This is a genomic window from Saccharothrix hoggarensis (assembly GCF_052936025.1).
On record NZ_CP193624.1, the window covers coordinates 2,156,272 to 2,182,264 of the forward strand.

The 25,993-nt window shown below is 73.8% G+C and carries 25 protein-coding genes; 9 read left to right on the plus strand and 16 right to left on the minus strand.

What is annotated here, in order from left to right; translation table 11 throughout:
* The first annotated feature begins 301 nt into the window (after window positions 1–301).
* Both ACRAKH_RS10455 and ACRAKH_RS10460 read left to right on the plus strand, forming a co-directional pair.
* Window positions 302–1,174: a hypothetical protein gene (locus ACRAKH_RS10455; protein WP_447009774.1), complete on the plus strand. Its 873-nt coding sequence runs from the start codon at window positions 302–304 to the stop codon at window positions 1,172–1,174.
* A gap of 47 nt (window positions 1,175–1,221) precedes the next feature.
* The gene (locus tag ACRAKH_RS10460) at window positions 1,222–2,121 is read left to right on the plus strand and encodes an NmrA family NAD(P)-binding protein (protein ID WP_380729980.1); all 900 of its coding nucleotides are present in this window, start codon (window positions 1,222–1,224) and stop codon (window positions 2,119–2,121) included.
* A gap of 218 nt (window positions 2,122–2,339) precedes the next feature.
* On the opposite strand, the gene ACRAKH_RS10465 is transcribed toward ACRAKH_RS10460, so the two are convergent.
* The 12 genes from ACRAKH_RS10465 to ACRAKH_RS10520 all read right to left on the minus strand — a co-directional run bounded on the left by ACRAKH_RS10465 (window position 2,340) and on the right by ACRAKH_RS10520 (window position 14,713).
* Window positions 2,340–2,891 carry a GNAT family N-acetyltransferase gene (locus ACRAKH_RS10465; RefSeq protein ID WP_380729978.1) on the minus strand — a complete coding sequence of 184 codons (552 nt, stop codon included), beginning with the start codon at window positions 2,889–2,891 and terminating at the stop codon, window positions 2,340–2,342.
* A complete protein-coding gene (locus tag ACRAKH_RS10470; RefSeq protein ID WP_447009775.1) occupies window positions 2,888–4,375 on the minus strand; it encodes an ABC transporter ATP-binding protein in 1,488 nt (495 codons plus the stop codon). The genes ACRAKH_RS10465 and ACRAKH_RS10470 overlap by 4 nt, the downstream gene beginning before the upstream one ends.
* Entirely contained in the window at window positions 4,372–5,151 is a 780-nt protein-coding gene (locus ACRAKH_RS10475) for an ABC transporter permease (protein WP_380727378.1), read from the minus strand. Before ACRAKH_RS10475 ends, ACRAKH_RS10470 begins: the two co-directional genes overlap by 4 nt.
* Window positions 5,148–6,092, minus strand: a complete 945-nt coding sequence (locus tag ACRAKH_RS10480) for an ABC transporter permease (protein ID WP_380727376.1) — start codon at window positions 6,090–6,092, stop codon at window positions 5,148–5,150. The genes ACRAKH_RS10475 and ACRAKH_RS10480 overlap by 4 nt, the downstream gene beginning before the upstream one ends.
* Window positions 6,089–7,630, minus strand: coding sequence for an ABC transporter substrate-binding protein (locus ACRAKH_RS10485; protein ID WP_447009776.1), 1,542 nt, complete (start codon window positions 7,628–7,630; stop codon window positions 6,089–6,091). The genes ACRAKH_RS10480 and ACRAKH_RS10485 overlap by 4 nt, the downstream gene beginning before the upstream one ends.
* Window positions 7,631–7,641: 11 nt before the next feature.
* The gene (locus ACRAKH_RS10490; protein ID WP_380727372.1) at window positions 7,642–8,451 is read right to left on the minus strand and encodes a class I SAM-dependent methyltransferase; all 810 of its coding nucleotides are present in this window, start codon (window positions 8,449–8,451) and stop codon (window positions 7,642–7,644) included.
* A complete protein-coding gene (locus ACRAKH_RS10495; protein WP_380727370.1) occupies window positions 8,448–9,632 on the minus strand; it encodes an MFS transporter in 1,185 nt (394 codons plus the stop codon). The genes ACRAKH_RS10490 and ACRAKH_RS10495 overlap by 4 nt, the downstream gene beginning before the upstream one ends.
* On the minus strand, window positions 9,629–10,771 hold the full coding sequence (locus ACRAKH_RS10500) for a dipeptide epimerase (RefSeq protein ID WP_380727368.1): 1,143 nt from the start codon (window positions 10,769–10,771) through the stop codon (window positions 9,629–9,631). The genes ACRAKH_RS10495 and ACRAKH_RS10500 overlap by 4 nt, the downstream gene beginning before the upstream one ends.
* Window positions 10,768–11,844: a PLP-dependent cysteine synthase family protein gene (locus tag ACRAKH_RS10505; protein ID WP_380727366.1), complete on the minus strand. Its 1,077-nt coding sequence runs from the start codon at window positions 11,842–11,844 to the stop codon at window positions 10,768–10,770. The genes ACRAKH_RS10500 and ACRAKH_RS10505 overlap by 4 nt, the downstream gene beginning before the upstream one ends.
* The gene (locus tag ACRAKH_RS10510) at window positions 11,841–12,683 is read right to left on the minus strand and encodes a Rossmann-like domain-containing protein (RefSeq protein ID WP_447009777.1); all 843 of its coding nucleotides are present in this window, start codon (window positions 12,681–12,683) and stop codon (window positions 11,841–11,843) included. Before ACRAKH_RS10510 ends, ACRAKH_RS10505 begins: the two co-directional genes overlap by 4 nt.
* Window positions 12,680–13,936, minus strand: a complete 1,257-nt coding sequence (locus ACRAKH_RS10515) for an ATP-grasp domain-containing protein (RefSeq protein ID WP_380727362.1) — start codon at window positions 13,934–13,936, stop codon at window positions 12,680–12,682. The genes ACRAKH_RS10510 and ACRAKH_RS10515 overlap by 4 nt, the downstream gene beginning before the upstream one ends.
* 246 nt (window positions 13,937–14,182) lie before the next feature.
* Entirely contained in the window at window positions 14,183–14,713 is a 531-nt protein-coding gene (locus tag ACRAKH_RS10520) for a CGNR zinc finger domain-containing protein (protein WP_380727360.1), read from the minus strand.
* Window positions 14,714–14,761: 48 nt separating this feature from the next.
* On the opposite strand from ACRAKH_RS10520, the gene ACRAKH_RS10525 reads away from it, so the two are divergent.
* Window positions 14,762–15,688 (plus strand): EamA family transporter, encoded by a 927-nt coding sequence (locus ACRAKH_RS10525; RefSeq protein WP_380727358.1) that lies wholly within the window; start codon window positions 14,762–14,764, stop codon window positions 15,686–15,688.
* A gap of 4 nt (window positions 15,689–15,692) precedes the next feature.
* On the opposite strand, the gene ACRAKH_RS10530 is transcribed toward ACRAKH_RS10525, so the two are convergent.
* Complete coding sequence (locus ACRAKH_RS10530; RefSeq protein ID WP_380727355.1) at window positions 15,693–16,064, minus strand: RNA-binding S4 domain-containing protein; 372 nt, start codon at window positions 16,062–16,064, stop codon at window positions 15,693–15,695.
* Between the two features lie 186 nt (window positions 16,065–16,250).
* Between ACRAKH_RS10530 and ACRAKH_RS10535 the strand changes: the two genes are divergently transcribed.
* Window positions 16,251–17,576 carry a hypothetical protein gene (locus ACRAKH_RS10535; RefSeq protein ID WP_380727353.1) on the plus strand — a complete coding sequence of 442 codons (1,326 nt, stop codon included), beginning with the start codon at window positions 16,251–16,253 and terminating at the stop codon, window positions 17,574–17,576.
* 130 nt (window positions 17,577–17,706) lie between these two features.
* Here ACRAKH_RS10535 and ACRAKH_RS10540 read toward each other — a convergent pair whose 3' ends face one another.
* The gene (locus tag ACRAKH_RS10540; protein WP_447009778.1) at window positions 17,707–18,738 is read right to left on the minus strand and encodes a tetratricopeptide repeat protein; all 1,032 of its coding nucleotides are present in this window, start codon (window positions 18,736–18,738) and stop codon (window positions 17,707–17,709) included.
* A 39-nt stretch (window positions 18,739–18,777) separates the two neighbouring features.
* Entirely contained in the window at window positions 18,778–19,989 is a 1,212-nt protein-coding gene (locus ACRAKH_RS10545; protein ID WP_380722052.1) for a serine hydrolase domain-containing protein, read from the minus strand.
* Between the two features lie 133 nt (window positions 19,990–20,122).
* Here ACRAKH_RS10545 and ACRAKH_RS10550 point away from each other — a divergent pair, with 133 nt between their 5' ends.
* The 4 genes from ACRAKH_RS10550 (at window position 20,123) to ACRAKH_RS10565 (ending at window position 23,041) form a co-directional block, all read left to right on the plus strand.
* Window positions 20,123–21,235 carry a sensor histidine kinase gene (locus ACRAKH_RS10550; RefSeq protein WP_380722054.1) on the plus strand — a complete coding sequence of 371 codons (1,113 nt, stop codon included), beginning with the start codon at window positions 20,123–20,125 and terminating at the stop codon, window positions 21,233–21,235.
* Entirely contained in the window at window positions 21,232–21,924 is a 693-nt protein-coding gene (locus tag ACRAKH_RS10555; RefSeq protein ID WP_380722056.1) for a response regulator, read from the plus strand. Before ACRAKH_RS10550 ends, ACRAKH_RS10555 begins: the two co-directional genes overlap by 4 nt.
* Window positions 21,925–22,016: 92 nt before the next feature.
* Entirely contained in the window at window positions 22,017–22,700 is a 684-nt protein-coding gene (locus ACRAKH_RS10560) for a hypothetical protein (RefSeq protein WP_447009779.1), read from the plus strand.
* Window positions 22,667–23,041 (plus strand): hypothetical protein, encoded by a 375-nt coding sequence (locus tag ACRAKH_RS10565; RefSeq protein WP_380722060.1) that lies wholly within the window; start codon window positions 22,667–22,669, stop codon window positions 23,039–23,041. The genes ACRAKH_RS10560 and ACRAKH_RS10565 overlap by 34 nt, the downstream gene beginning before the upstream one ends.
* A gap of 168 nt (window positions 23,042–23,209) precedes the next feature.
* On the opposite strand, the gene ACRAKH_RS10570 is transcribed toward ACRAKH_RS10565, so the two are convergent.
* Entirely contained in the window at window positions 23,210–24,238 is a 1,029-nt protein-coding gene (locus tag ACRAKH_RS10570; RefSeq protein WP_380722062.1) for a LacI family DNA-binding transcriptional regulator, read from the minus strand.
* A gap of 380 nt (window positions 24,239–24,618) precedes the next feature.
* Here ACRAKH_RS10570 and ACRAKH_RS10575 point away from each other — a divergent pair, with 380 nt between their 5' ends.
* Complete coding sequence (locus tag ACRAKH_RS10575) at window positions 24,619–25,932, plus strand: ABC transporter substrate-binding protein (protein ID WP_380722064.1); 1,314 nt, start codon at window positions 24,619–24,621, stop codon at window positions 25,930–25,932.
* The last annotated feature ends 61 nt before the right edge of the window (window positions 25,933–25,993 follow it).

The following is a 25,993-nucleotide window of genomic DNA, read 5'->3' on the forward strand; positions in this document are numbered from 1 at the left end:
GCCGGAAACGCTGCTTCAGGCAGCTGAGCTTCCAAACGCACGACGCGTTCGTCACGCAGCGTGTTTTTCTTGTGGCGCACTCAAGCTCTCCGACCGTCACCCTGTGATGCGGGTGCGCCCCCCGAGCGCGCTACCCCACTGTCGCAAACCTCGTAGATTGTGCACTAAGCCGGACGGATTGCACTCTCTTGGGTTAAACAGTGGGAACACATTCGAGTGAAATGGGTTACGTTACGTGACTACCTCTCGTGTTTGGTCACGATGGCGTTGGTTGCTCACAGTCGCCGGAATCGTCACTGTGGTGACAGGTGTGCTGGTAGCGCTGCCGGGCCCGGCCGACGAACCGCCCCGATCACCCGATCCCGCGCCGGACGTTCCGCCCGCGTCTGGCCTCGAAGCCCGGCTCGGCGCCTTCGCCGCGGCCCTGCGCGAGGACGCCCCGTACGACCCGCCGGGTGAGCGACAGCGGCGTGAGTTCGTGGACGCGCTCGGCGCGCTGCGCGACGGGTCGTCCGAAGCGGTCGACGCGCTGGAGGAGCTGGGGCTCGACGTGGACCTCGGCACGGACGCGGAAACGGGGCGTCCCTACGCGGCCGTGGCGGGCAAGGCCAACGCCGAGCCCGGGTGGGGCTTCTACGTCGTGGACCTGTCCCGTCCCGCGCGCGTGGCGGTGCAGGTCCCGCACCCCGCGAACGACCTGCGCACCGACGAGATCGGTCTCGGGCTGTTCCGGCGCGTGCCGGGCGCGGTGCTCGCCGTGGCGGGCACCCACCGCCGGGCCTCCCTCGGCAAGGGCGACGCCTCCCACCACAAGGGCTCCGCGTTCCACGCCCTCGCCGAGGACCACGCCCGCCGCGGCCTGCCCCAGGTCCAGCTGCACGGCTTCAACGACGCCAGCCTGCCGTCGGCGGACGTCGTGCTCTCGCCCGGCGCGACCGACGTGGACGACACGCTGGAGCGCGTCGCCGACGGCCTGGACGACGACCTGCGCGTCTGCCGGGCGTGGCAGCGCGACTGCGGTCAGCTGGAAGGCAGGCGGAGTGCGCAGGGCCAGGTCGCCGCGGAGCACGGGTCGTCGTTCGTCCACGTCGAGGTGAGCCGGTCGGTGCGCGAGGACCGCTCGGCGTGGCGGGGGATCGTCCAGGTCATCGCCGACTCCCTGGGTGACCGGTAGCCGCACGCGGCGGGGTAGTCACGTCGTCCGGTGGGCCGGCCGGTTCCGTGTCAGCCTGTGACGACGCCTTCGACCCGAGGGGACGCCGCAGATGTCGACCACGCAGATCGCCGTCACGGGAGCCACCGGGCGCCTCGGCGGACGCGTCGCCCGCCGCCTCGCCGACGCCGGCACGGCCCAGCTGCTGCTGGTCCGCGACCCGACTCGCGCCGCGGCTGCCGGGGGCGACGACGGCCCAGGCGGTCTACGGGGACCACGACGCGGTTCGGCGGGCGCTCGACGGAGTCCCCACGGTCTTCATGGTCTCGGCCTCCGAATCGCGGGACCGCGTCGACCAGCACCGGGCGTTCGTGGACGCCGCGGCCGCCGCCGGGGTCGAGCACCTCGTCTACACGTCGTTCGTCGGCGCGGCGCCCGACGCGACGTTCACGCTCGTCCGCGACCACTGGGCCACCGAGGAGCACATCCGGTCGAGCGGGATGCGGTTCACGATCCTGCGCGACAACCTGTACGCCGACTTCGTCCCCGGCCTCGTCGGCGACGACGACGTGCTGCGCGGACCCGCCGGGGACGGCCGGGTGGCCGTCGTGGCGCAGGACGACATCGCCGACGCCGCCGCGGCCGTCCTCGCCGACCCCGACCCGGACGCCCACGCCGGTCGCACGTACGACCTGACCGGGCCGGAGGCGCCGACCCTGCACGAGGTGGCGGCCGTGCTGTCCGCGGCCACCGGGCGGAAGATCGCCTACCACCCCGAGACGGTCGCCGAGGCGTACCGCTCGCGGGCCTCCTCCGGCGCGCCGGACTGGCAGGTCGACGCGTGGGTCTCCACCTACACGGCCATCGCGAACGGCGAGCTGGCCGCGGTGAGCGACGCCGTCCCGCTCCTGACCAGGCGCCCGGCGACGTCGTTGGCCGACCTGCTGAACCGTGCCGCGGAGCGGTGAGGGACCACCACGGTCTGTTAGCGCTAACAGGCAGCGTGTAGACCGGTGTTGACAAATCTTGTTAGCGATAACACAGTAGAGGCCACGGCGCGCCGCCGGGCCTCGCGACCCCGAGCCGGACCCGCCTCACCGGCACGCCGGGTGGGCAGACGTGTGACCTCCTCCGTCTGCCCGCCCGGCCCCCAAACCCCGGCGACAACCGAGGACGGCCCACGCGCTCAGCGCGGCAGCGGGATCTCGAAGTGGACGGTCTGGAACGTGATCGGGTCGCCGTCACGAGCGTCGTGCACCTCCGTGGCCACGGACCGCCAGAACGGCTCGGCCCCGGCGATCCTGGTGTCGGTGTGCAGGTACAGCCGCTCGTACCCCGGCGCCGCCGCGACGAACGAGGTGGCCATCTCCACCAGCGCTCGGGCCAGGCCGGAACGGCGGTGGTCGGGGCGCACGTAGACCCGGAACAGCTGGGCCGTGGTGCCGTGCGGGTAGCGGGCGGCGAGCCAGGCCGGGTGCGGCGGGCTGGCCGGGCCGTTCGCCCGCACGCCGGTCGTCGCCACCACCTCGTCGCCCTTGACCGCGACGAACAACGCGTGCCGCGCGGGACGCACGTACGCGCCGTCGAGGTCGATCACGTCGCCGTGCCACTCGGGCCGGTAGCCGTAACCGAACTCCTGGTAGAAGGTGTCCAGCATGACGCTGCGCGCGCCGGGCAGGTCGGCGTCGATCGCCCGCCGCACCTCGTAGGGCCCGACTTCGCGGTGGTACTCGGTCATGTCCGCTTCTCCTCTGTTCCTTCCATGGAGTGGCCCCGGGGCGAGCGCCCCAGCAGGCCGGTGGTCACCGGGTGGGTGGGGGAGTCGAGGACGTCGCGCGCCGGGCCGTGCTCGACTACCCGGCCCCGGTGCAGCACGGCGACGTGGTCGGCGAGCCGGGCCACGACGGCGAGGTCGTGGCTGATCAGCACGACGGCGCAGGTCAGCGCCGCCAGCTGGTCGAGCAGGCTCGCCTGGGTGAGCGTGTCCAGCCCGGACGTGATCTCGTCGCACACGAGCACGTCCGGCCGGGCGAGCAGCGCGCGCACGAGCGCGGCCCGTTGCAGTTCGCCGCCGGACAGGCCCGCGGGCCGCCGGGTGGCGGTCGCCTCGTCCAGGCCGACGGCGGCCAGTTCCGCCAGCGCGGCGTCGCGGCCGTCGGCCACGCCGCCCAGCCGCACGGCGGTCCGCGCGACCTGGTCGAGCACGGTGCGGTTCGGGTCGAACGACGCGCGGGCGTCCTGGAACACGTACTGCACGGCGGCCAGCTCGGCGCGGGACCGGCGGCGCAGCGACCGGGGGAGCGGTCGGCCGTCGAGCAGGACGTCGCCGGTGAACCCGGCGTGCAGCCCGGCGAGGCAGCGGGCCAACGTCGTCTTGCCGCTGCCGGACCGGCCCACCACGGCCAGGCACTCGCCCGCGCCCACGCGCACGTCGACGTCGCGCAGGACGGTGGCCGCACGGTGCCGCGCCGTCACCGCCCGGGTTTCCAGCCGCGGCACGCCCGGTGGGCGTTCGTCGGGCACGGCGACGCGGGGCTGCGCGGCGACCAGCGCGGCGGTGTACGCCTCGCGCGGCCGGTCGAGCACGTCGGCGGTCGCGCCGGCCTCGACCACGCGACCCCCGCGCAGCACGACCACCTCGTCCGCGATCGCCCGCACCACGTCGAGGTCGTGCGTGAGGAGCACCAGCGCGACGCCCTGCGCCACGACGGACGCGAGCTCGTCCACCACCTCGGCCCGGGTGATCGGGTCCTGGCCGGTCGTGGGCTCGTCCGCGACGAGCACCGCCGGGTCGCCGACGAGCGCCTGGGCCAGCACCACGCGTTGCTGCTGCCCGCCGGACAGCTCGTGCGGGTAGCGGCGCAGGAGCTCGACCGGCACGCGGGCGCGGCGCAACGCGGTGGCGATCAGCTCGTCCGGGTCGCCGGGGTGCAGCGCGGCGATCTCGCGGAACACCCCGCGCAGCCGGCGCACCGGGTTCAGCGCGGCGGACGGCTGCTGCGGGACGAACGCGACGCGCCCGGTCACCGCGACCGTCCCGGTCACCGCCACCCCCGGCGCGTGCTCGCCGAGCAGCGCCAACCCGGTCGTGGTCTTGCCGCTGCCGGACGCGCCGACCAGGGCCACCACCCGCCCGGCGGACAACGCGAAGCTCACGCCGTCCACCAAGGTCTTCCGGCCCGCGACCGCGCGCAGGTCCTCGACGTGCACCACGGGCGTCACGTGCGTGCCTCCGCCCGCAAGGCGCGGTCGAACACCAGGTTCAGGCCGACCGACAGGCACACGATCAGCACCGCGGGCACGACCACGGCCCACGGCTGGAGGAACAGGCCGACCCGGTTGCGGTCGACCATCACGGCCCAGTCGGCGGCGTCCGGCGCCACCCCGACGCCCAGGAAGCTCGCCGACGCCACCAGGTAGAGCGCGCCCGTCAACCGCACGCCCAGGTCGGCGGCGAGGGTCCGCGCCATCGACCGTCCCGTGTAGACGATCGACGTCCGCCACCACGTCTCGCCCTGCAACCGCATCGCCTCCAACGCCGGCCTGCCGGCGATCTCCACGGCGGCGGCCCGCGAGATCCGCGCCACGTCCGGGAAGTTGACCAGCGCCACCACGCCCACGAGCACCGGCAGCCCCGGTCCCGCGATCGCCGCCGCCAGGATCAGCACGAGCAGCGACGGCACGGCCAGCAGCAGGTCGAGCGGCCGCATCAGCACCTCGTCCACGATCCGGGGCCGCGCCATCGCCGCCACCACGCCCCACGGCACGCCGGCGACGTACGAGAACGCCGTGGCCAGCAACGCGACCAGCACCACGGTCCGACCGCCGGCGAGCACCTGGTGCCACACGTCCCGGCCGACGAAGTCGGTGCCCAGCAGGGCGTTGGCCATGAACGGCGCGCCGCGGGTCGGGTCGTCCGGCACGAACAGCGGCCCGGCCAGCGCCAAGGCCAGCGGCACCACGACGAGGAACGCGCCGACGCTCTTCAACGGGTTCACGCGATCGCCACCGATCGCGGCGCGAGGCGGAACACGAGCAGGTCGGCGACGAGGTTCACGACCACGGTGGTCACCGCGAAGACCACCGCCAGCCCCTGCACGACCGGCAGGTCGCGCGCCGCGACCGCGTCCACCAGCGTGGTGCCGAGGCCGGGGATGACGAACACCGCCTCCACCACGATCACGCCGCCCAGCAACCAGTCCGTGGTCCGCGCCACCTGCTGCACGGCCGGCGCGAGGGCGGTCGGCAGGGCGTGCGCGAACCTGATCCGCTGCTCGGCGATGCCGAGCCGCCGGGCGTGCCGGACGTGGTCCGACGCCAGCGCCTCGATCATCCCCGCCCGCACGAGCCGGCTGATCGAGCACAGCGGGCGCGCGACGAGCACCACCAGCGGCAGCACCAGCACTTCCGGGCGGGACAGGAGGTCCGCACCGACGGCGGTCGGCGGCAGCCACCGCAGCTGCACCCCGAACACCGCGATGAGCACGACGGCCAGCGCGAACTCCGGGATCGAGTGCAGGCCCACCGTCACGGTCGTGACGCAGCGGTCCAGCGGCCCGCCCTCGCGCAGCGCGGCCAGCACGCCGAGCAGCACCGAGAACGGGATCAGCAGCACCAGCGCGAGCACCGCCAGCACGAGCGTCGGACCGAGCCCGTCGCCCAGGAACGCGGTGACCGGCCGCCCGGACACCAGGGACGAGCCGAGGTCGCCGTGCGCGAGCCCCCACAGCCACGAGCCGAACCGGTCGAGCGGCGGGCGGTCCAGCCCCATCGCGGTCCGGATCTCCTCGATCCGCCGCGGGTCGGGGTTGTCGCCCGCCAACGCCACCGCCGCGTCCCCCGGCAACGCCTGCACCAGGAGGAACACGGCGGTGACGACGGCGAGCACCTGGACCGCGCCGATGGCCAGCCGCCGGGCCGCGTACCGGCGCAGGCTCACCCCAACCACACCTTGTCGAACCGCGCCCAGTCCAGCGTGTTCGCGGGCGCGGTCGAGATGCCGCCGACGTTCGGGGCGGCGCCGACGATCCAGTCCGCGAAGCCCCACATGAGGTAGCCGCCCTCGGCGTGCAGGGAGCGCTGCATCTCCCGGTACACCGCGCCGCGCTCCGCCTCGTCCACTGTGGACAGGGCCTTGTCGTACAGCGCGTCGAATTCCGGCCGCGCCCACTTGGTGACGTTGGTGCCCGACCCCGTCAGCAACCGCTGGGCGAAGTGCGTCTCGATCGGCATCGCGCCGGACCGGAAGCTCGACATGGACCCGTTCTTGAGCGTGTCCGACCAGTAGCTGTCCTTGTTGCCGGTGACGACCTCGATCGTCAGGCCCGAACCCCTGGCCTGGTCGGCGAACACCGTGGCGGCCTCGACCATGCCGGCCGCGGCGGTCGACGTGTCCAGCTTGACCGTCAGCCCCTCCGCGCCGGCCCGGCGGATCAGGAACTTCGCCCTGTCCAGGTCGCGGGTGCGCTGCGGGATGTCGTCGGCGTAGTGCTGGTACCCCTTGCCGAACAGGTCGTTGCCGACCTGCCCGCTGCCCGCCAGCACCGACTCCACCAGCTGCGGCCGGTCGGCCAGCAGGAACATCGCCTCGCGCAGGTCCCGGTTGTCGAACGGCGGCCGGTCCAGCTTCATCGCGAACGCCTGCACGGCGCTGTTGGGCGCCCGGTGGATCGCCATCCGGTCACTGGCGGCGTGGCTGCGCGCCGTGGTCGGGGTCAGGTCGTGCGCGTACTCGACCTGGCCGCCGAGCAGCGCGTTCGCGCGCGCCGACTCCTCGTTCGCGATGACGAACTCGAGCTCGTCGAGGTGCGGCGCGCCGTCCCAGTAGTCGGCGTTGCGCTTGAGCACCACCGACCGCCCCGGCTCGAACGACACGAACCGGAACGGCCCGGAGCCGACCGGCGCGGTGAAGTCCTCCGCCCCCGCGGGCACGATGTACGCGCCGAACGCGGCCAGCACGTTCGGGAACTCCACGAACGGCCGCTTCACCGCGAACTCCACCGTCCGGTCGTCCACCGCGCGGCTGTTCGCGAGGTCGATCAGGGCGAGGCTGGACTTGGCGCGGAACGCGCGGCCGGGGTCGAGGATGCGGGCGTAGCTGGCCAGCACGTCGTCCGCGCGCACGGGCTTCCCGTCGTGGAACGCGGCCTGCCGGAGCGTGATCCGCCACCGGGTCAGCGTGGCGTCCGGCTCCCACTTCTCGGCGAGTCTCGGCTGGGCGGAGACGTCCGGGCCGAGGTCGGCGAGCTTGTCGTACAGCGCCTTGGACCGGGCCGCCTCCACGAACAGGTTCGCCAGGTGCGGGTCCAGCACCTCCTTGGCCCCGCCGCCCGCGAACGCCGCGCGCAGCCGGCCGCCGGCGCGTGGCGCGCTCGCGGTGGACGCCGGGCCGCCGCCCGCCGTGCCGCAGCCCGTCAGGGCGGCGACGGAGAGACCGGCGGTGAGGCCGAGGAAACCGCGGCGGTTGAGGGAGTGCATGGGCGTTCCTTTCACTGGGTGTCGCGTCGGCGCGCGACGAGGTGCAGCCGGTCGCCGGACAGGGCGTCGCCGAGCGGCGCGTCGGGGGTCCACCGTTCGTCGGTGCGCGGCCCCGGCGTGTCGAAGAGGGCGAGCACGTCGAAGCCGGCACGGTCGAGGAAGTGCCGGAGTTCCAGCGGGAACAGCAGCCGCCACGCCGAGCGCTGCACGAGCGGCCGCGCGCCGGGCCACGACCACTCGCGCCGCCGGCGCAGCAGTTGGGCCGCGTGGTCGATCCACAGCCGCGTGTGCGACGTGTACGACACGCCCTCCCACTCGACGGTGCGGCTGCGCACGCCGTCGAGGAGCTCGGTGCTGCCGAGGAAGAACGCGCCGTTGCGCATCTCCGCGACGAGCAGCCCGCCGGGTTCGAGGTGGTCGTGGCAGCGGCGCAGGAAGGCGTCGAGGTCGTCGTTCGTGTGGCAGTACAGCAGCGCGCTGTCGAGGCACGTGATCACGTCGAAGCGGCGGCCCAGGTCGAAGTCCCGCATGTCGCCGAGCACGAACTCGACGGCCGGGTGGTGCTCGCGGGCGTGCTCGACCATCCGCGGCGAGGCGTCCAACCCCACCGCGCGGTAGCCGAGGGTGGCGAGGTGGCCCGCGTCCCGCCCGGTGCCGCAGCCGACGTCCAGCAGGCGGCGCCCCGGCTCGCTCGCGAACCGCGTCGCGACGTCGTGCACGAACCGCGCGGCGACGTGGTCCGGGTCGGGGAACTGGTGCTCGTAGAGCGCCGGGTTGTCGGTGAGCAGGTTCTCGCCCGCCGTGTTGCGGAACGCGGTCATCGGGGCACCTCCGGTCGGTTCGCGGGGAGCACGCCACGCCGGTGCAGGCGGGCCACGGCGGCGGCGCACAGCAGCCCGATCGCCACGCACAGCAGGGACGCGGCCCAGCCCGACCGGCCGAACACCCACCCGATCACCGTGTTGCCCACGGCCGCCGCGACCCCCGAGACCAGGTAGAACACGCCGAAGTAGGTGCCGGCCAGGCCGGTGCGGCCGAACTCCGGGATCAGCTCGTACACGAACGGGTGGGCGATCATCACGCCGACGGACAGCACCAGCGCCGCGACCAGCACGGGGGTGATGCCGCCGAGCGGACCGACGTGGCTCACCGCCGTCGCGGCGAACCCGAGGCCCATCACGGCGAGCCCGAGCGCGATGGCCCGTCCCCGCGCCACCCGCTTCAACGCCCTGGTGACGCGCATCTGGAACACCAGGGTGGCCACGGTGGACACCAGGAACACGGCCGCGACGCCGAGGGCGGAGCCGGTGAGCCGCCGCGCCTCCAGCGGGAGCACCAGGTAGAGCTGGCTCTGGAGGACGAACATGCCGGTGAGCGCGCAGGTGAACGCGAGGAACCGGCGGTCGGCCACGCACTCGCGCCAGTCGTCCAGCACGGTGCCCTGACGCGGCGGCGCCGGGCGGGCGGGCAGCACGGCCGCCTGGGCGACGGTCAGCACGGCGAAGATCCCGGCCGCCACGAGGGCGGCGAGCCGGAAGTCCCACAGCATCAGCAGTCCGCCGAGGACGGGACCGGTCAGCGCGCCCGCCTGGCCGTAGATGTTGAACATCGCGAACGCGCCCGCCCGGTCGGTCGACTCCTCGGCGATGTAGGCGCGCACGGCGGGGTTGAACAACGCGCCCGCGAGCCCGCTGAGGGCGGCGGCGGCCAGGAGCACCGCCACCGACTCGCCGGCCGCGAACAGCCCGAACCCGATGGCGCGCAGCGCGCAGCCCGCGAGGATGACCCGGCGCGGTCCGAGCCGGTCGGACGCCGACCCGCCGAGGGGGAACAGCCCCTGCTGGCTCAACGTCCGCACGCCGAGCACCACGCCGATCGTGGCGACGGACAGGCCCAGGTCGCCCAGGTGCGTGGCGAGGTAGGGGATCAACAGGTAGAAGCCGGTGTTGACGCCGAACTGGTTGACCAGCAGGACCCGGACGGGCAGCGGAAAACGCCTCATCGTTCCCGCACCAAGCCGCCGCCTGCCGCCGCGCTGCCTGGCGCCGGGCTGCCTGTTGCCGGGCTGCCTGTTGCCGGGCCGCTTGTTGCCGGGCCGCTTGTTGCCGGGCCGCTTGTTGCCGGGCCGCTTGCCGCCGCGCCGGCGGGCACCACGCCCAGACCGGGCACCCCGGACAGGCGCAACGTGCCGTCCTCGCCCCCGATGCCCGTCCACGGGTCGTCGGCGAGCAGGAGGTGGCCGTCGAGGTCGACCCACCGGGCGTGCCCGGTCAGGTGCACGGCCGGCGCGATGCCGAGCGAACTCGCCACCAGGCACCCGAGCATCACGTCCAGCCCGTGGTCCCGCGCCACGGCGATGATCTCCCTCGCCGGGCCGATCCCGCCGCACTTGGCGAGCTTGACGTTCACCCCGTCCACCACGCCGGCCAACGCCCGCACGTCGGCCACGGTGGCGGCGTCCTCGTCCGCGATCAGCGGCACGGGGCAGCGCTCGCGCAGCCACGCGAGGTCGTCCCAGCGGCCGGGCGGGATGGGTTGCTCCAGCGCGTCGACCCCGGTGAGCCCGTCCACGAACCGCACGGCCTGCTCGGCGGTCCACCCGCCGTTGGGGTCGAGGATGAGGCGCGCGTCGGGCGCGGCGGCGCGGATGGCGTTCACGGTGGCGACGTCGTCCTCCGCGCCGACCTTGACCTTCAGCACGGTGAACCCGCGCCCGGCCAGCTCGGCGGCTCGGGCGGCGGCGGTGGCCGGGTCGCCGATGCCGATCGTGCAGGCCGTCGGCACGTCCGTCCACTGTGGAACGTCGACCAAGGCGTGCACGGGCACCCCCTGCCGCAGCGCGATCAGGTCGTGCAGCGCCGCGTCCACGGCGGCGCGCACGCCCGGCGGCAGCTCCGGCAGGCGTTCGAACAGCTCCGCGGGGTCGGCGCAGTCGGCCGCCACGGGCGCCAGGTCCCGCAGCAGCCCGGTGATCCGCTCGACGTCCAGCCCGTAGAACTGGCTGGTCACCACCTCGCCGTGCCCGCGCAGCCCGTCCCGCTCGACCACCACGCGCACGGCGTCGCGCCGCGCCATCACCGACCGCGAGATCCGCAGCGGCGACCGCAGTTCCAGCCCGTACACCGCCCAGTCGAGCTTCACGCCGGCACCCCGACGGCCTTCGGCGCGTACACCGAACGGCACCGCGCCCAGCTCGTGACCTCGATCTCGGCGGTGTCGCCGATCTCCACCGGACGGTCCTCCGGCGTGCCGAGCAGGCCGCGCGCCCGGCAGAAGTCGTCGTCGAAGATCGTGCCGAGGTAGCGGTGCGGGCCGTCCGGGAAGATCGTCACCACGGTCGCGCCGGGCTCGACGCGCGCCGCCCACGCCGACACGAGGGCGACCGCGCCCGTGCTCCAGCCACCCGTGACGAAGCAGTCGCGGGCGAGCCTGCGGCACGCGTCGACCACCTCCACCGGACCCAGCCAGTGGACCTCGTCGAACTCCTCGTAGGCGACGTTGCGCGGGTGGATGCTGCTGCCCAGGCCGCGCATCACGCGTTGCCGGGCGGGCTGGCCGAAGATCGTGGAGCCGACCGTGTCCACGCCGACCAGCCGCACGTCGGGCCAGTGCCGCCGCAGGGCGGTGACGACGCCGGCGCTGTGCCCGCCGGTGCCCACGCTGCACACCAGCACGTCGGCGCGGTCGAGCTGCGCGGCCAGCTCCCGCGCCAGGCCCGCGTACCCGGAGGGGTTGTCCGGGTTGTTGTACTGGTCCGGCCAGTACGCGCCGGGCAGCCCCCGCAGCACCTCACCGAGCCGGTCGAGCCGGGCCTGCTGCCAGCCGCCGGTCGGGTGCGGCCGGTCCACGACCTCCAGCCGTGCCCCGTGCGCGCGCAGCAACGCCCGCATCGACGGCTCCAGCTCGTGGTCGACCACGAGCACGACGGGGTGGCCCAACGCCTGGCCGGCGAACGCCAACCCGAGCCCGAGCGTGCCGCTGGTCGACTCCACGACGACCGCGCCGGGGCGCAGCTCGCCGCGTTCGCGGGCGGCCCGCAGCATCGCCACGGCCGACCGCGCCTTCATGCCGCCCGCGCTCAGGCACTCCAGCTTCGCCCAGAAACCGCCGTGGCGGTGGGGGAGCGGCGTGTCGATGCGCGCGATCGGGGTGTTGCCGAGCAAGTCGAGCAAGTGGTGGTTGCGGCGGACGCCGGTGGTGGGCAGCACGATCACCGCGCCCGTTCCGGTCGCGGCGTGCCGGCGCGGTAGTGGTGCAGCGTGCTCGGACCGCCGTGCAGCCAGAAGAACGGGTACGGCTCCGCCGACACCGCCGTGACGCCGGAGCCGAGGAACCGCGGCACGATCGCGCTCGCGGTCTGGGCGAACACCACCAGCGGCCGGTCGGCCTCGACGGCCGTGCGCAGCAGCGGTTCGAAGCTGCCGTTCCCCACCGTCATCCCCGACGCCAGCACGACGTCGCAGTCGCCCACGGCGGACTCGGCGTCGGTCACGATCGGCTCCTCCCACTCCGTGCGACCGCCCTTCAGGTCGCACGGCACGTACTCCAGCCCGCGTTCGCGCAGGTGGTGCAGCAACGAGTTCACGACGCCGACGACCAGCACCCGCTGCCCCGGCACGGCGTCCAGCAGGTCGACCACGGCGGACGCGCGCGCCATCGACTTGGCGAGCGAGTCGCCGGGCCCGATCACGACCGGCCGCGCGCCGGACGTCTCGTGCGGGTGGGCGCTCATCAGGTACGCGTCCAGCGCCGCCGTGCGGATCACCGGGTCGGGGTGGGCGAGCAGGTCCGCGACGGTCGCGCCGGCGCAGTCGGTCACGGTCGAGTCGTCCACGTCGTCGGGCTCGGCCGCGCACGAGCCCACCGCGTCGCCTACGCGCACGCTCACCACGGTGTTGCGGTACGCCGTGGCGCGCGAGACGTGCCGGGCGCCCTGCCGGGTGGTGAACGCGACGCTGGTCCGGAGGTCCGCCGGGTCGGGCCCGAGGTCGCCGGCCAGCGCCCGCGCGACCAGCTCGGCGACGCCGGTCAGCCGGTCCGTCGGGGCCGTCACTCGGCGCCCTCCGCGTACCGCACGGACAGCCCGCCGACGACGCGCTCGGCCCGGTCGCGCGCGGCCGCGTCCGGCGACGTCACCATGACGTGCCCGAGGTAGCTGTTGTTGCTGGTCGGCTCGCCGGCCCGGTGCCCGGCGGGCTTCAGCGCCCAGTCGACCACCTCCGGGTTCGCGGACAGCTCCTCGACGCCGTCGATCCCGGCCACGACGCCGGCGCGCGGGGGCAGCAGGAACGAGATGGCCGCGCTGCGCACGCCGGTCTCCCGCGCCCGCAGGTCGGGGCGTTGGCCGGCGGCGAGCTGGGTGAACACCGAGGGCAGGTCGATGCCCGTGACGCGGCGGACCAGCTCGGTGATCTGGTTGCCGGCCGGGCGGGGGTTCACCTCGATCAGCCGGGGGCCGTCGGCGGTGAGCTTGACCTCGGTGTGCGCCACGGTGTCGTCCAGCCCGAGCGCCTCGATCGCGGCCACGGCCGTGTCGACCGCCGCGGCCCGGTCGGCGTCGGACAGCGCGGCCGGGAACATGTGGCCGCTCTCCACGAACCACGGCCGCCCGGCCAGGCTCTTGTCCGTCACGCCGACCACGTGGGTCGTGCCGGCCACCGTCACCGTCTCCACGCTGACCTCGGGGCCGACGAGGAGCTCTTCGAGCAGCACGGTCGGCACCCGCGCCTGGCCGCGCGCGTTGACCGGGAACGCCTCCAGCGCCCGGAACGCCTCGCGGAGCGCGGTCTCGTCGCGCACCTCGCGCACGTGCATCCCGGCGCACAGGTCGACCGGCTTGACCACCAGCGGGTAGCCCAGGTCGGCGGCGGCCTTGGCGGTCGCGGGCCAGTCCTCGGTCAGCGCGAACCGCGGGCCGGGCACGCCCGCCGCCGCCGTCGTGGCGCGGGTGAGGTCCTTGCGGTAGGCGCGTTCCACGGCCCGCGCCGACGGGCCGGGGAGGCCCAGCCGCCCGGCCACCTCGGCCACCGTCGCCAGGTAGTAGTCGCACGAGGAGATCACGCCGTCGAAGCGCAGCACGTCGTGCACCCGCTCCACATAGGACAGCAGCGCGGGCACGTCGTTCGTCTCGGTCGTGAGCACGTTCTCCGCGGCCAGCAGCGGGTGCGGGTGCGTCGGCGCGGACCGGAGGTAGTGGTGCAGGTCGCGGGTGAGGAACGTGAACCGGTGGCCCGACTCGTGGATCGCCCGCGGCAGCAGCGAGCTCATCGCGCCCACCCAGCTCTCGATCATCAACAAGTGCGCCACGCGTGCTCCTCCGGGAGGGGGAAGTGGGGGACCGACGGATCGAGGTAATGGTAATCATTTTCGCTACGAGCCCGGGCCACCAATCGGGTGATCTGGGTCACCGTGCGCGCACACGGCAGTGGCGCCGCCGGTGATCCGGCGGCGCCACTGGTCGTCGAGTCGGAGAAGTCGTTGCAGGGCAGGGGAAATCCTCACCCTCGCCCGGTGTCGCGCAGGTGCGGGGCGGCCCTGGTGGTGAGCGGGCGTTCAGGCCTTGCGCGCGCGGTAGGCGGCGACGGCGATCCGGTTGCCGCACGTGGTGCTGCAGTACCGGCGGGAGCGGTTGCGGGACAGGTCGAGGACGATCCCGCCGCACGTCTCGTCGGCGCACGTCGACAGCCGGCCCAGCTCGTCCGCGCGGATCACGTCGACCATCGCCATGGCCGTCTCGACGGCGATCCGGACGGCGAGCGGCGTCTCCGGGCTGGTGGCGTGCAGGTGGTAGTCGAACCCGTCGTGGCGCACCAGCCGCGGCACCGCGCGGTGCTCGGCCAGCATCGCGTTGACGATCTCCACGGCGATGTCGCGGTCGCTGGTCAGGAGCCGTCGCAGCGGGGCGCGCAGGGCGCGGACGGCCGCCAGCTCGGCGGCGTCGTGGGTCCGCGAGCCGGTGTAGCGGTGCTCGGCGAAGAACGCGTCGAGGTGCGCCGGCTCCGTCATCGTGTCCGGTTCCTCGGCCGAGTTCACCAGCGCGACCGCGGCCATCAGGGACGCGGTGGTGTCATGGGTGAAAAGCACGTTGACAGGTTACCTCCGCGGTCCATAGCGTCATGCGCCATGACGACGATGACGCATGACAGGGTGACGGGTGGCCGGCTGCGGGCCGGGTTGGGCTTCGCGGTGCTGTCGGCGTCGTCGTTCGGGCTGTCCGGGCCGCTGGCGCGCGGGTTGATGGACGCCGGCTGGTCCTCGGCGGCGGCGGTCGCCGTGCGCGTGCTGCTGGCCGCCGCCGTGCTCACGCCGATCGCCGTCGTGCGGCTGCGCGGCCGGTGGGGGTTGCTGCGCCGCACCGCGCCGCTGATCACCGCCTACGGGCTCGTCGCCGTCGCCGGGTGCCAGCTCGCGTTCTTCAACGCCGTGGCGCACATGGAGGTCGGCGTCGCGCTGCTGGTCGAGTACACCGCGCCGGTGGCCGTGGTCGGGTGGCTCTGGCTGCGGCGCGGCCAACGCCCCGGTCGGCTGACCGTCGTCGGCGCGGTGCTCGGGCTGGTCGGGCTGATGCTGGTGCTCGACCTCGTGTCCGGCGCGCGGGCCAGCGCGGTCGGCATCCTGTGGGCGTTGGGCGCGATGGTCGGCGCGGCGGTCTACTTCGTGCTGTCCGCGCGCGACGAGGACGGCTTGCCCGGCACCGTGCTGGCCGCCGGCGGGCTGCTGGTCGGCGGGGTCGCGCTGCTGGTCGCCGGTGCCGTCGGGATCGTGCCGCTGGCCGTGTCGGGCGCTCCGGTGGCGTTCGACGGGTTCGCCGTGCCGTGGTGGCTGCCGGTGGCGGTGCTCGGCGTGGTGACGGCCGCGCTCGCCTACGTGGCCGGCATCGCCGCGACGCGTCGGCTCGGCTCGCGGCTGGCGTCGTTCGTGGCGCTGACGGAGGTGCTGTCGGCGCTGGTGTTCGCGTGGCTGCTGCTCGGCGAGGCGCCCGGCGGCATCCAGCTGGTCGGCGGCGCGCTGATCCTGGCCGGTGTGGTGGCCGTGAAGCTCGGCGAACCCCGGTCGTAGCGCGTCAGAGCAGGCCGGTGCGGAACTTGTCGAGCACCCGGCGCTCGCGCTTGGTCGGCCGGCCCGCCCCGCGCTCGCGGCGGGCCACGGGGGCGGCGACGTCGGTGGGCGGAGGTGGCGGCGGGGTGCGGTCGATCAGGCACGTCGCCGCGTCCGCCGCGCCGACGCGTTTCTGGATCACCCGCACGACCTCCACGATCCGGGTCGTGTCACCCACCCGGGCACGCACCTCGTCACCGGGCGACACCGTCGTGGCGGGCTTGGCGGGACGGTCGTTGACGCGCACGTGTCCACCCCGACAGGCCGCGGCCGCGTCGGATCGGGTCTTCGTCAGCCGGACCGCCCACAACCAGCGGTCCACACGGGTGGACTCCACCCGTACATCATGGCCTGTCGAACGCCGGACCGGGCAAGTCGCACGCCGGCCGCACCGGTCGTTGCGGACGGTGGGCGGTCCGTGGCACGTTGTGATGAGTTGGACCTGACGGCCGGCGGCCCGCGCCCCGCGGCAAACCCGGACCACCGCGTTCGCGCCGGCCGGAACCGGCGATGAGGAGAACGCATGACCCGGCACCGCGTGGTGTCCGTCCCGTTGGCCGTCCTGTCCCTCGTCCTCCCGGCGCTGGTCGCCCTGCCGGCGCCGGCCGTCGCGGACGTGCTGTCCCTGTCCCACTTCCAGCTGCGCCCCAACGCCTACGGCACCGCGCTGCGCGACCGCGCCGACGCCCTGCCCCTGGTGAAGGCCACCGTCACCGACGTCATGAACGACCTGAACCGCCGTGACGACGACGACCCGGCCGGCCTCGGCGAGGCGTGCGAGCCGGCGGCGGTGGCGGGCGGCAGCACGGTGACGATCGCGCAGAGCGTCTGCTTCAACGACGGCGACAACGCCACCTCCGAGTGGTACCCGCAAGGCGTCACCACGGTCGCCGACATGCAGTCCGACCAGCAGTGGGGCGACGGCCACCAGCCCGTCCTGGTGAGCTGGTACGACCACGACAACAACGCCGACGGCATGGTCAAGGGCGTCCGGGTCAGCTTCATGAACCGCGACACCGGCGCCTACCGGCACGTCCTGCTGGTGTACCCGCGCGAGGCCTCGGGGATCATCGACTACGACTCGATCCGGGTGTCGCAGGACCCGTCCAGCGGTGACTACGGCAGGGCGCTGCACGCCGGCGGGATCGTCTGGTACGGCAACCACCTGTTCGTCGCCGACACCGCACGCGGCTTCCGGGTGTTCGACGTGCGCCGGATCTTCGACCTCGGCGCCTCCGGGAACGGGACCACGAGCGGGGCGCACCTGGTCGGCTACCACCAGGGCACCTACTACGGCTACGGCTACCGGTACGTCATGCCGCAGATCGGGTCGTGGACGCGGACCTCCGACACGGGCGCGAAGTGCGCCGAGTCGGACCAGTCGCCGAACTTCTCGTACGCCGGCCTCGACCGCAGCGGCACGGACCACCTGCTCGCGGGCGAGTACTGCGCCGGGGGCGAGGCCACGAACGGCCGCGTGGCCGCGTGGCCGATGGCGGGCGCGTTCAGCGGCGGGGAGCTCGTCCTGGACCCGGCCCACCGGTGGAACGCCGACGCCGCGCACCGGCTGCCGGTCAGCAACGTCCAGGGCGCCGTCCGGTTCGACGGCAGGTGGTACCTGAGCCAGAGCAACGGCCTCACCAACGCCGGCACGCTCTACTCCACCGCGCGGCCCGCGTCGACGACCGGCACGCTCCAGTTGACCGGCAGCCAGTCGCTCAGCATCGGGCCGGAGGACCTGTCGCACTGGCCGAACGGCACCGCCACCAGCCCCACGCGCGGCACGTTCTGGACGGTGGGGGAGCACCCCGGCAAGCGGATGGTCTACTCCGTCATCCCGACTTCCTGACACGGACCTCGCCGAACGGGTGGCGCGGAACGGTCGCGCTGAACGGGTGGCGCGGAACGGTCGCGCGGAACGGGCCGCGCCGAACGGGTCGCGCCGCCGCGCTGGCGGCCGGGCTTGCCCCGCGGCGGCGTCAGCGGTCCCGCACGACCGCCCGCGCGGCACGGGTCACCGGGTGGTCGCCGAGCACCCGCTCGGCGACCGGCAGCAGCTTGCGGAACAGCGCGACGGCCTCCCGGTCGCGGGCCAGGTCGAGCAGCAGCCGGCCGAACTCCGCCGCGGTGACGAGCGTGCCCGGGTGCTGGGGCCCCAGCACCCGGCGGTGGTCGTGGACCAGGTCCCGGAACATCGCGGCCGCCTCGTCCGGCCGGCCCAGGCGGCCGACGAGGCGGGCGAGGGCGCCGCGGGCCACGAGCGCGCCGGGGCTGTCCGGGCCCTGCACCCGTTCGAGGTCGGCGACCACACCGCGCTGCGCCTCCTCCGCCACCGGGTGGCCGTGGTCGATGGCGAGCACCGCCAGCAACGTCCGGAGGTTGATCGTCCGCACGTGGTCGCGGCCGAGCGCGGCCTCGGCTTCCCGGAGCGCGGCCTGGTACTCGGCGACGGCGTCCAGCGGACGGCCGGCGGTGGCGAGCAGCCGGGCGAGCCGGCCCCGGTGGACCAGCGCCACGTCGTCCGTCACCTTCACCTTCCGGTGCAGTTCCAGCGCCTCGTCCAGCCGGTCGTGGCGGGCCAGGAACAGGAACAGCCCGTGCCGCAGGCGCGTGCTGAGGTCCGAGTGCTCACCGGTGGTGCCGACCGCCGTCCACAGCGCGGTCCGGTAGGTCCGCTCGGCCTCCTCGGTGACGCCGTGGGCGGAGAGCGCGGTCGCCAGCGCGCCGGCGGCCTCGAGGTGGAGCGGGTGCGTGCGGCCGAGCGCGTCCTCGAAGTCCGCGAGCACCCGGCGCAGCACCGGGACGCTGTCGGGGCGGTCGGGCGCTTCCTCCATGCACCGCACGAGGCTCAGGCCGAGCGCGGTCCGCTGCCCGGGGGTCGAGTCGTACCGCGACAGCAGCGCCGCGACCCGCTCGTCCACGGTGGCGCCGGCCAGGTCCGGTGGCATGTGGTTGGCGGAGAACAACTTCCTGACGAACTCGGTCTCCCCCTCGCGCCGGTTGCTCGTCATCGCCCGACCATCCCTTTGCTGGACTGTTGTGTTCCGTTTTCACGGGGTGGCGCCCGGACCGCAGAGCGCGTGGTCGACCAGGTCGACCGTGACGTCCTTGGTCGGTGCGGGGGTTCCCGTCTTCGGCACCATCGAGTCGGTGTTGACGGACACCACGACGCTGCGCGTGCCGTCGGGCGTGACGCCGTTGCGCGTCATGAAGCCGTGGATGTCGCCGCCGTGCGACCAGTGGCCGCCGCACGAGTTCGGCGTCCACATCAACCCGAGCCCGTACCGGGCGCCGGGCCACGCGCCGTCGAACTCGGCCGCGCGCACGGTCCTCGTCATCTCGGCGAGCTCGGCGGGCCGCAGGACCTCGCCGCCCAGCAGCGCCTGGAGGAACCGGTTCCCGTCCTCGGTCGTGCTGATCATGTCGCCGGCCGCGCCGCCCCACGACGGGTTGTACGTGGTCACGTCCACCGGCGCGCCCCACCGCGGGTCCGCCGGGTCGGCCTCCAGGCCCTTCTCGGGGAACCGCTGGTAGGCCACCGCGTGCGGCCGGGGGATGAACGGCGACGTGCCCGGCAGGTACGTGCCGCGCAACCCGAGCGGTTCCACGATCCGGACGCGCACCTCGTGCTGCCAGGTGTTCCCGGTGACCCGCTCGATGATCATCCCGGCCAGCGCGTACCCGGTGTTCGAGTAGCTCCAGCCCGTGCCGGGCGCGAAGGACGGCGGCTCGCGCATCGCCAGCGCGACGACCTCCTCCGGCCGCACCGTGCGCGACCGGTTCTCCTGGAAACCCCGTTCGAGGAACAGCTCCGGCATCCGGCCCACGTAGTTGTACAGCCCGCTGGTGTGCTGCAACAGCTGCCGCACGGTGATCTTCGTGCCGTCGTTGCCGTTCCCCGCGACCACGCCCGGCAGCCACCGCTCCACGCTGTCCTCAAGGGACAGTCGACCTTCGCCGACCAGCTGCAGCACGGTCGCCGCCACGAACGTCTTGGTGTAGCTGCCGATGCGGAACTTCGCCCGCCACGGCACCGGCGTCCGCGCCGCCACGTCGCCGTGTCCGCTGCGCACCCGCAGGGTTCCACCCGGGGTGTCCACCTCGACCAGCACGCCCGGCGCGCCCTGGTCGAGCAACGCGTCCGCGTGCCGTTGCAACGTCGTCGGGTCGGGTCGGGGGCCGGTCCGCCGGTCGGCGCTCGCCGTGCCCGCCGCGGTCAGCGCCAGCGCCGCGACCACCACTGTCGCACACAGTCGTTTCATGCCAAGGACGCTAGGCACGCGGACGTCGCGCGTCATCGCCCCGACACGGCATTTCCTCGTACCACCACAGGGGTACGGCGCATCCGACCGCGGGCTGGCGACGACGGCCACGACGTCCGACTACCGTGGGCGGGTGCTGGCGAAACTCGTCCCCATCCGGCTGGACCTGCTGCTGGCCGCCGTGCTGACCTGGCTCACCGTGGCCACGACGGTCAGCCACGGCGGCGGCCTCGGCTGGGACGCGTACGCGCTCGCCGGGCTCACCGTCGCGCCGATCGCGCTGAGGCAGCTCGCGCCGGTCACCACGATGGCGGTGATGCTCGGCGCGCTGACCGCGTACAGCCTGCTGGAGTACGACGGCCTGCCCAGCGCGGGCGTCGGCATCCTGGTCGGCATGTTCACCGTGGCCACGCTGCGGCCGCGGCACGTCGCGGCGCTCGTGTTCGTGGCGTCGGCGGTGGTCGTGGAGGGCGCGTTCGTGCGGCTCGCGGGCACGATCGTGTGGTCGGAGGTCGTCCAGTCGGTGCTGGTGGTGCTCGGCGCGTGGGTGCTCGGCGAGGGCACCAGGCGGTGGGCGGAACGCGCCGAGCGGCTGGCCGAGGAGGCGGCGCGGGCCGTCGCGGACGAACGGGTGCGCATCGCGCGGGAGCTGCACGACGTCGTGGCGCACCACATGTCCGTGATCTCGCTCCAGGCCGGCCTGGCGGAGTACGTGCTGGACACGGACCTGCCCACGGCGCGGCAGGCCATCGCGACCGTCGGCGACACCAGCCGCGAGGCGTTGACCGAGCTGCGCCGGCTGCTCGACGTGCTGCGGGTCGACCACGAGCACGACTACCAGCCCCAACCGGGCCTGGCGGCGCTGGACGAGCTGGTGGAACGGGCCAGGGGCGCGGGCCTGGCCGTGGACGTCGCCGTCACCGGCGAGGCCCGCGAGCTCCAGCCCGGACCGGACCTGTGCGCGTACAGGGTGGCGCAGGAGGCGCTGACCAACGTGCTGAAGCACGCCGGACCTGCGCGGGCGCGGATCGACGTCGAGTACGGGCCGCAGACGCTCGTGCTGAAGGTGACCGACGACGGCCGGGCCGACGGCGGCCCACCGGGCCCCGAGCACACCCCGCACGGCATCCGCGGCATGCGGGAACGCGCCGAGCTGTACGGCGGCGTGCTCACCGCCGGGCCGCTGGCGGACGGCGGGTTCGGCGTGGTCCTCCGCCTGCCGATGAACGAGGTGGCGGCCCGGTGACCATCCGCGTGCTCGTCGCCGACGACCAGGCCCTCATCCGCGCCGGCCTGGTGGCCCTGTTCACCGCCGCGCCCGGTTTCGACGTCGTGGGGGAGGCCGCCGATGGTGAACAGGCCGTCGCGCTCGCCCGCGACACCACGCCGGACGTCATCCTCATGGACATCCGGATGCCGGTGCTGGACGGCATCGCCGCCACCCGCCGCATCCTCGCCGAACACCGCGAGGACCCGCCGCGCGTGGTCGTGCTGACGACGTTCGACCTGCCCGAGTACGTCTACACCGCGCTGGGCGAGGGCGCGTCCGGCTTCCTGGTCAAGGACACCCCGCCGGCGCGCATCCTCTCCGCCGTCCGCACGATCGCCGCCGGCGACATCCTCATCGCGCCCCACATCACCCACCGGCTGATCGAGACCTACGCCCGCCACCACCGCGCGACCACTGCGGGCGCCCCGCGCCTGGCCGAGCTGACCGTGCGGGAGACCGAAGTGCTGCGGCTGGTCGGCAACGGGCTGACCAACGGGCAGATCGCCCAGCGGCTCGTGCTCAGCGAGGCCACCGTCAAGACCCACGTGAAGCGGACGATGGGCAAGCTCGGCCTGTCGAGCCGCGCGCAGGCCGTCGTGGTGGCGTACGAGAGCGGCCTCATCGTGCCCACCTCGGCGAACGGCGAGCGGCCCAGGGAGCGGTAGGCGGACCGGGTGCGAACTTCGGGGCCGAGTTGGTCGAACCCGGGCCGCCCGCCGCGGTGCGGCGGTCGTCCGGCGCGGCGGGGGTGCGGCACGTGACCGTCGTGGAGGAGGCGCACCGGCTGCTGAAGAACGTGCTGCCGGGCAGCCCCGCGTCGCATGCGGTGGAGATGTTCGCGGCGCTGCCGGCCGAGATCCGCGCTTACGGCGAGGGCGTCGTGATCGCCGAGCAGATCCCGGCCAAGATCATCCCGGACGTCCTGAAGAACACCGCGCTGAAGATCGTGCTCCGGATGCCCGCCGCCGACGACCGCGACGCGGTGGGCGCCACCATGAAGCTCGACGAGGTGCGGTCGCGGCACGTCGTGTCGTTGCCGCCCGGCCGCGCGGCCGTGTTCGCCGACGGCATGGACCGTCCCGTGCTGCTCGGCATCCCGCTCGGCGAGGACCGCGAGTCGCTCGACGTGCCGATGGGGGAGGTGCGCGGGATCGGCATGCACACGGTGGCGTGCCGGCCGCAGTGCCGTGACGCGCCGTGGACGTTGCGGCAGACGGCTTGCCGGCGCTCGGCCCGCTGGCCGTGGCGTGCGTCGCGCACGACCTCGGCATCGAGCTCACGGTCGAGTCGGAGTACGCCCCGAAGGCCCTTGTCGAGGGCGTCCGGGTGGGCGAGTGACCCTCGGGCGACCCGTGGGCCGCCGCACCCCGGCGACGGCGACGCGGGCGTTGACCTAGCATCGCGGACGTGGACACAACGCGGGTCGGCTGCTGGTCGGTGATCGCGCTCGTCGTGGCGCAAACGCTCGCGACCCTGTTGTCCGGCGGACCGGCCGAGCTGCGGCTCGTCGGCGTGCTCTTCAACGCCGCCGCCGCCCTCTCGACCTACCTGGTGCTGCGCCGCCCGACGCGCAACCGGTGGCCGCTCGTCGGCTGGACCGCCGGGTTCTTCGGCTGGCACGCGACGGGTCTGCTCACCCTGGGTGGACTGGTGACGACCGGCCTCGACGCGTTGTTCCTCGTCGGGACGAACACCCCGATCGCCATGCTCTACCAGGCGGTGCTGGCGACGCTGGCGGGCTTCGCCGTCCACCTGCTCCTGCCGCGGCCCAACCGAACCTGACCGCCCCGCCGCCGCCACCGTCGCAACGCGAACGCTGGGCCGCACGAACGCGGGCCGCACGAACGCGGCGGCGCTCGGGCGAGCCGGTGTACCCCGGCCCGCACGAGCGCGACGTCACCAGTCGATGGAAAGCGCTTTCCCATCGGCACTGCACCACCACCGGCGGGGTCAGCCTCGGGCGGAACGGCCGAGGGTGCTCTGGCGCGCGATGAGCCGGTGCGCGGCCCGCACCTCCACGCCGGGGAGCGGTTCGGTGCTGCCGATGCGCGCCAGCAGCCGCTCCACCGCCGTGGCCGCTATGGTCACCTTGTCCGGCGAGATGGTGCTGATCGTCGGGTTGGAGTAGCGGCCTTCCTCGATGTCGTCGTACCCGATGAGCGCGATGTCCTCCGGCACCCGCAGCCCGCGTTCCAGCACCTCGTGCAGCGCGCCCAGCGCGACCAGGTCGCTGTAGCAGAACACCGCGTCCGGCGGGTCCGCGCGGTCGAGGAGGAGGCGCATCGCGCCCGAGCCGTCGGCCCGGTTGAACCGGGGCGTGTGGATGATCAGCGACTCGTCCACCGGCAGGCCGGCTTCGGCGTGCGCCTGCCGGTAACCGAGCGTGCGCAGCTGCGCGGCCTCGCCGGTCGGGTACGGCTGGTCGCCGATGGCCGCGACCCGACGTCGCCCGAGGCCGATCAGGTGCGCGGTGGCCTCCCGCGACGCCGCCACGTCGTCGATCCCGACGTGGTCGAACGTGCCGTTCGACGACCGCTCGCCGAGCACCACCAGCGGCAGCGTGGGATCGCTGTCGTCCAGGTCCTCCTGGGCGAGCCCGAGCGGGCTGAAGATCATGCCGTCGAACAGGAACGCCCGCGCGCCGCGCCGGATCAGCTCCCGCTCGTGCGCCGGGTCGCCGTCGGTCTGGTCGATGAGCACGTTGTAGCCGCGCTCGCGCGCCCTGGGGATGATGGCCTGCAGCAGTTCGGCGAAGTAGGGCGTGTCGAGGTACGGCACGACCACGGCGATCTGGCCGGACCGGCCGTTGGCCAGGTTCCGGGCGAGGACGTTGGGCCGGTAGCCCAGCTCCTCGATCGCCCGCTCGACCTTCTCGCGGGTCCGCTCGGTGACGCGGGCGTACCCGTTGACGACGTTCGACACCGTTCGCGCGGACACGCCCGCAAGCTCGGCTACGTCACGCAGCGTGGCGTCGCGCATGGTTCTCCTCCGTTGGACCAGCGCGGCGGCCCCACCGCTACAGCGCTGCAAAGCAGTGTGCCCGGCGACGTGCCGTCCGGACAAGCCCCGGCCGTCACGGCGCGCCGTCGTGTTAAATCTCGTTTGGATTAAGTTCAAGTGAGGTCTTGCAGCGCAGCAAAACGCCGTCCATAGTCCTTTGCAGCGCAGCAAGCCCCGGTGCCACGGCGGCAGCCACGGTCGGTTCCCCGGAACCCGCCGGCCGTGGCGCAGCACCCACCGACCTCAACGGCACCAGTTCGCGCCTCGCGGGGTCGCCGCACACCACTGCACGTCTCGCTCACGCACCGTGATGGCGGTCGCGCATGCCCGGAAGCATGCCGCGACGGAAAGGCGCACCTATGCACGGCACCACCTGGTTGGCGAAACTCCGAGGGGGGCTCGCCGTCTGCGGCCTGCTCGCCGTGGCCGCGTGCGGCGGGGCCGGCGGCGACGACGGCGGACCCGTTCGCGTGTCGGTCTGGGCCTGGTACCCGGAGTTCAAGGGCGTGGTGGACGCGTTCAACGCCTCGCACAAGGACATCCAGGTCGACTGGACCAACGTCGGTACCGGGCCCGACCAGTACGCCAAGCTCAAGACTGCGTTCACCGCGGGCAAGGGCGCGCCGGACGTCGCGATGGTGGAGTTCCAGCAGATCCCCACCTTCATCATCCTCGACGCCCTGGTCGACATGGGCGAGCACGGCGCGAACGACGACAAGGACCTCTACGCCGAGTGGGCGTGGAGCCAGGCCACCGACGGCGAGAAGGTCTACGCGATCCCCGTCGACGGCGGCCCGATGGCGCTGATGTACCGCAAGGACCTCTTCGACCAGCACGGCATCCCGGTGCCGACCACGTGGGCCGAGTACGCCGACGCCGCCGCGAGGATCAAGGCCGTCGACCCGAACGCGCACATCGCGAGCTTCGGCAGCGACGGCGGCTGGATCAACGGCCTGATGTGGCAGTCCGGCTGCCGCCCGTACGGCTACTCGCGGGCCACCGCCAAGGACCAGGTGAAGATCAACCTGACCGCGCCGGAGTGCCGGCGGGTCTTCGACCTGTACGGCGACCTGGTCGACAAGGGCCTCATGGCCAAGGACCCGTTCTTCACCGCCGACGCCACCGCCGCGCTGGACTCCGGCAAGTACTGGACGTGGGCCGCGGCCGGCTGGACCCCCGGCTACGTCGCCGGCTCGCTGAAGAACACGGCCGGCAAGTGGGCCGTCGCCCCGATGCCGCAGTGGACGGCGGGCGCCGACGAGCAGGGCGACTGGGGCGGCTCGACGTTCACCGTCACCAAGCAGGCCAAGAACCCGGCGGCGGCGACCACCGTGGCGCGTGAGCTGTTCGGCAAGTCCAAGGCGGCCTGGGACATCGGGCTGAACAAGGCGTTCCTCTACCCGCTGGTGAAGGACGTCGCGGCGGACCCGGCGTTCACCGGCAAGGCCTACGAGTTCTTCAACGGCCAGAAGGTGAACGAGATCTTCGTGCCGGTGTCGAACAAGCTGGGCGAGTTCCAGTACACGCCGTTCCAGGACTTCGTGTTCGGCGAGCTGAACGACCGCAGCGCCGAGGCGATGGCGGGCAGCAGGCCGTGGAGCACGGTGCTGGAGGAGACGCAGAAGAACGTCGTCGCCTACGCCGAGCAGCAGGGCTTCAAGGTCGCCAGGTGATGCCCGGCCCGGCCCGTCGCGGCGCGACCACGCCGCGGCGGGCCGACCACCACCCCGTTCC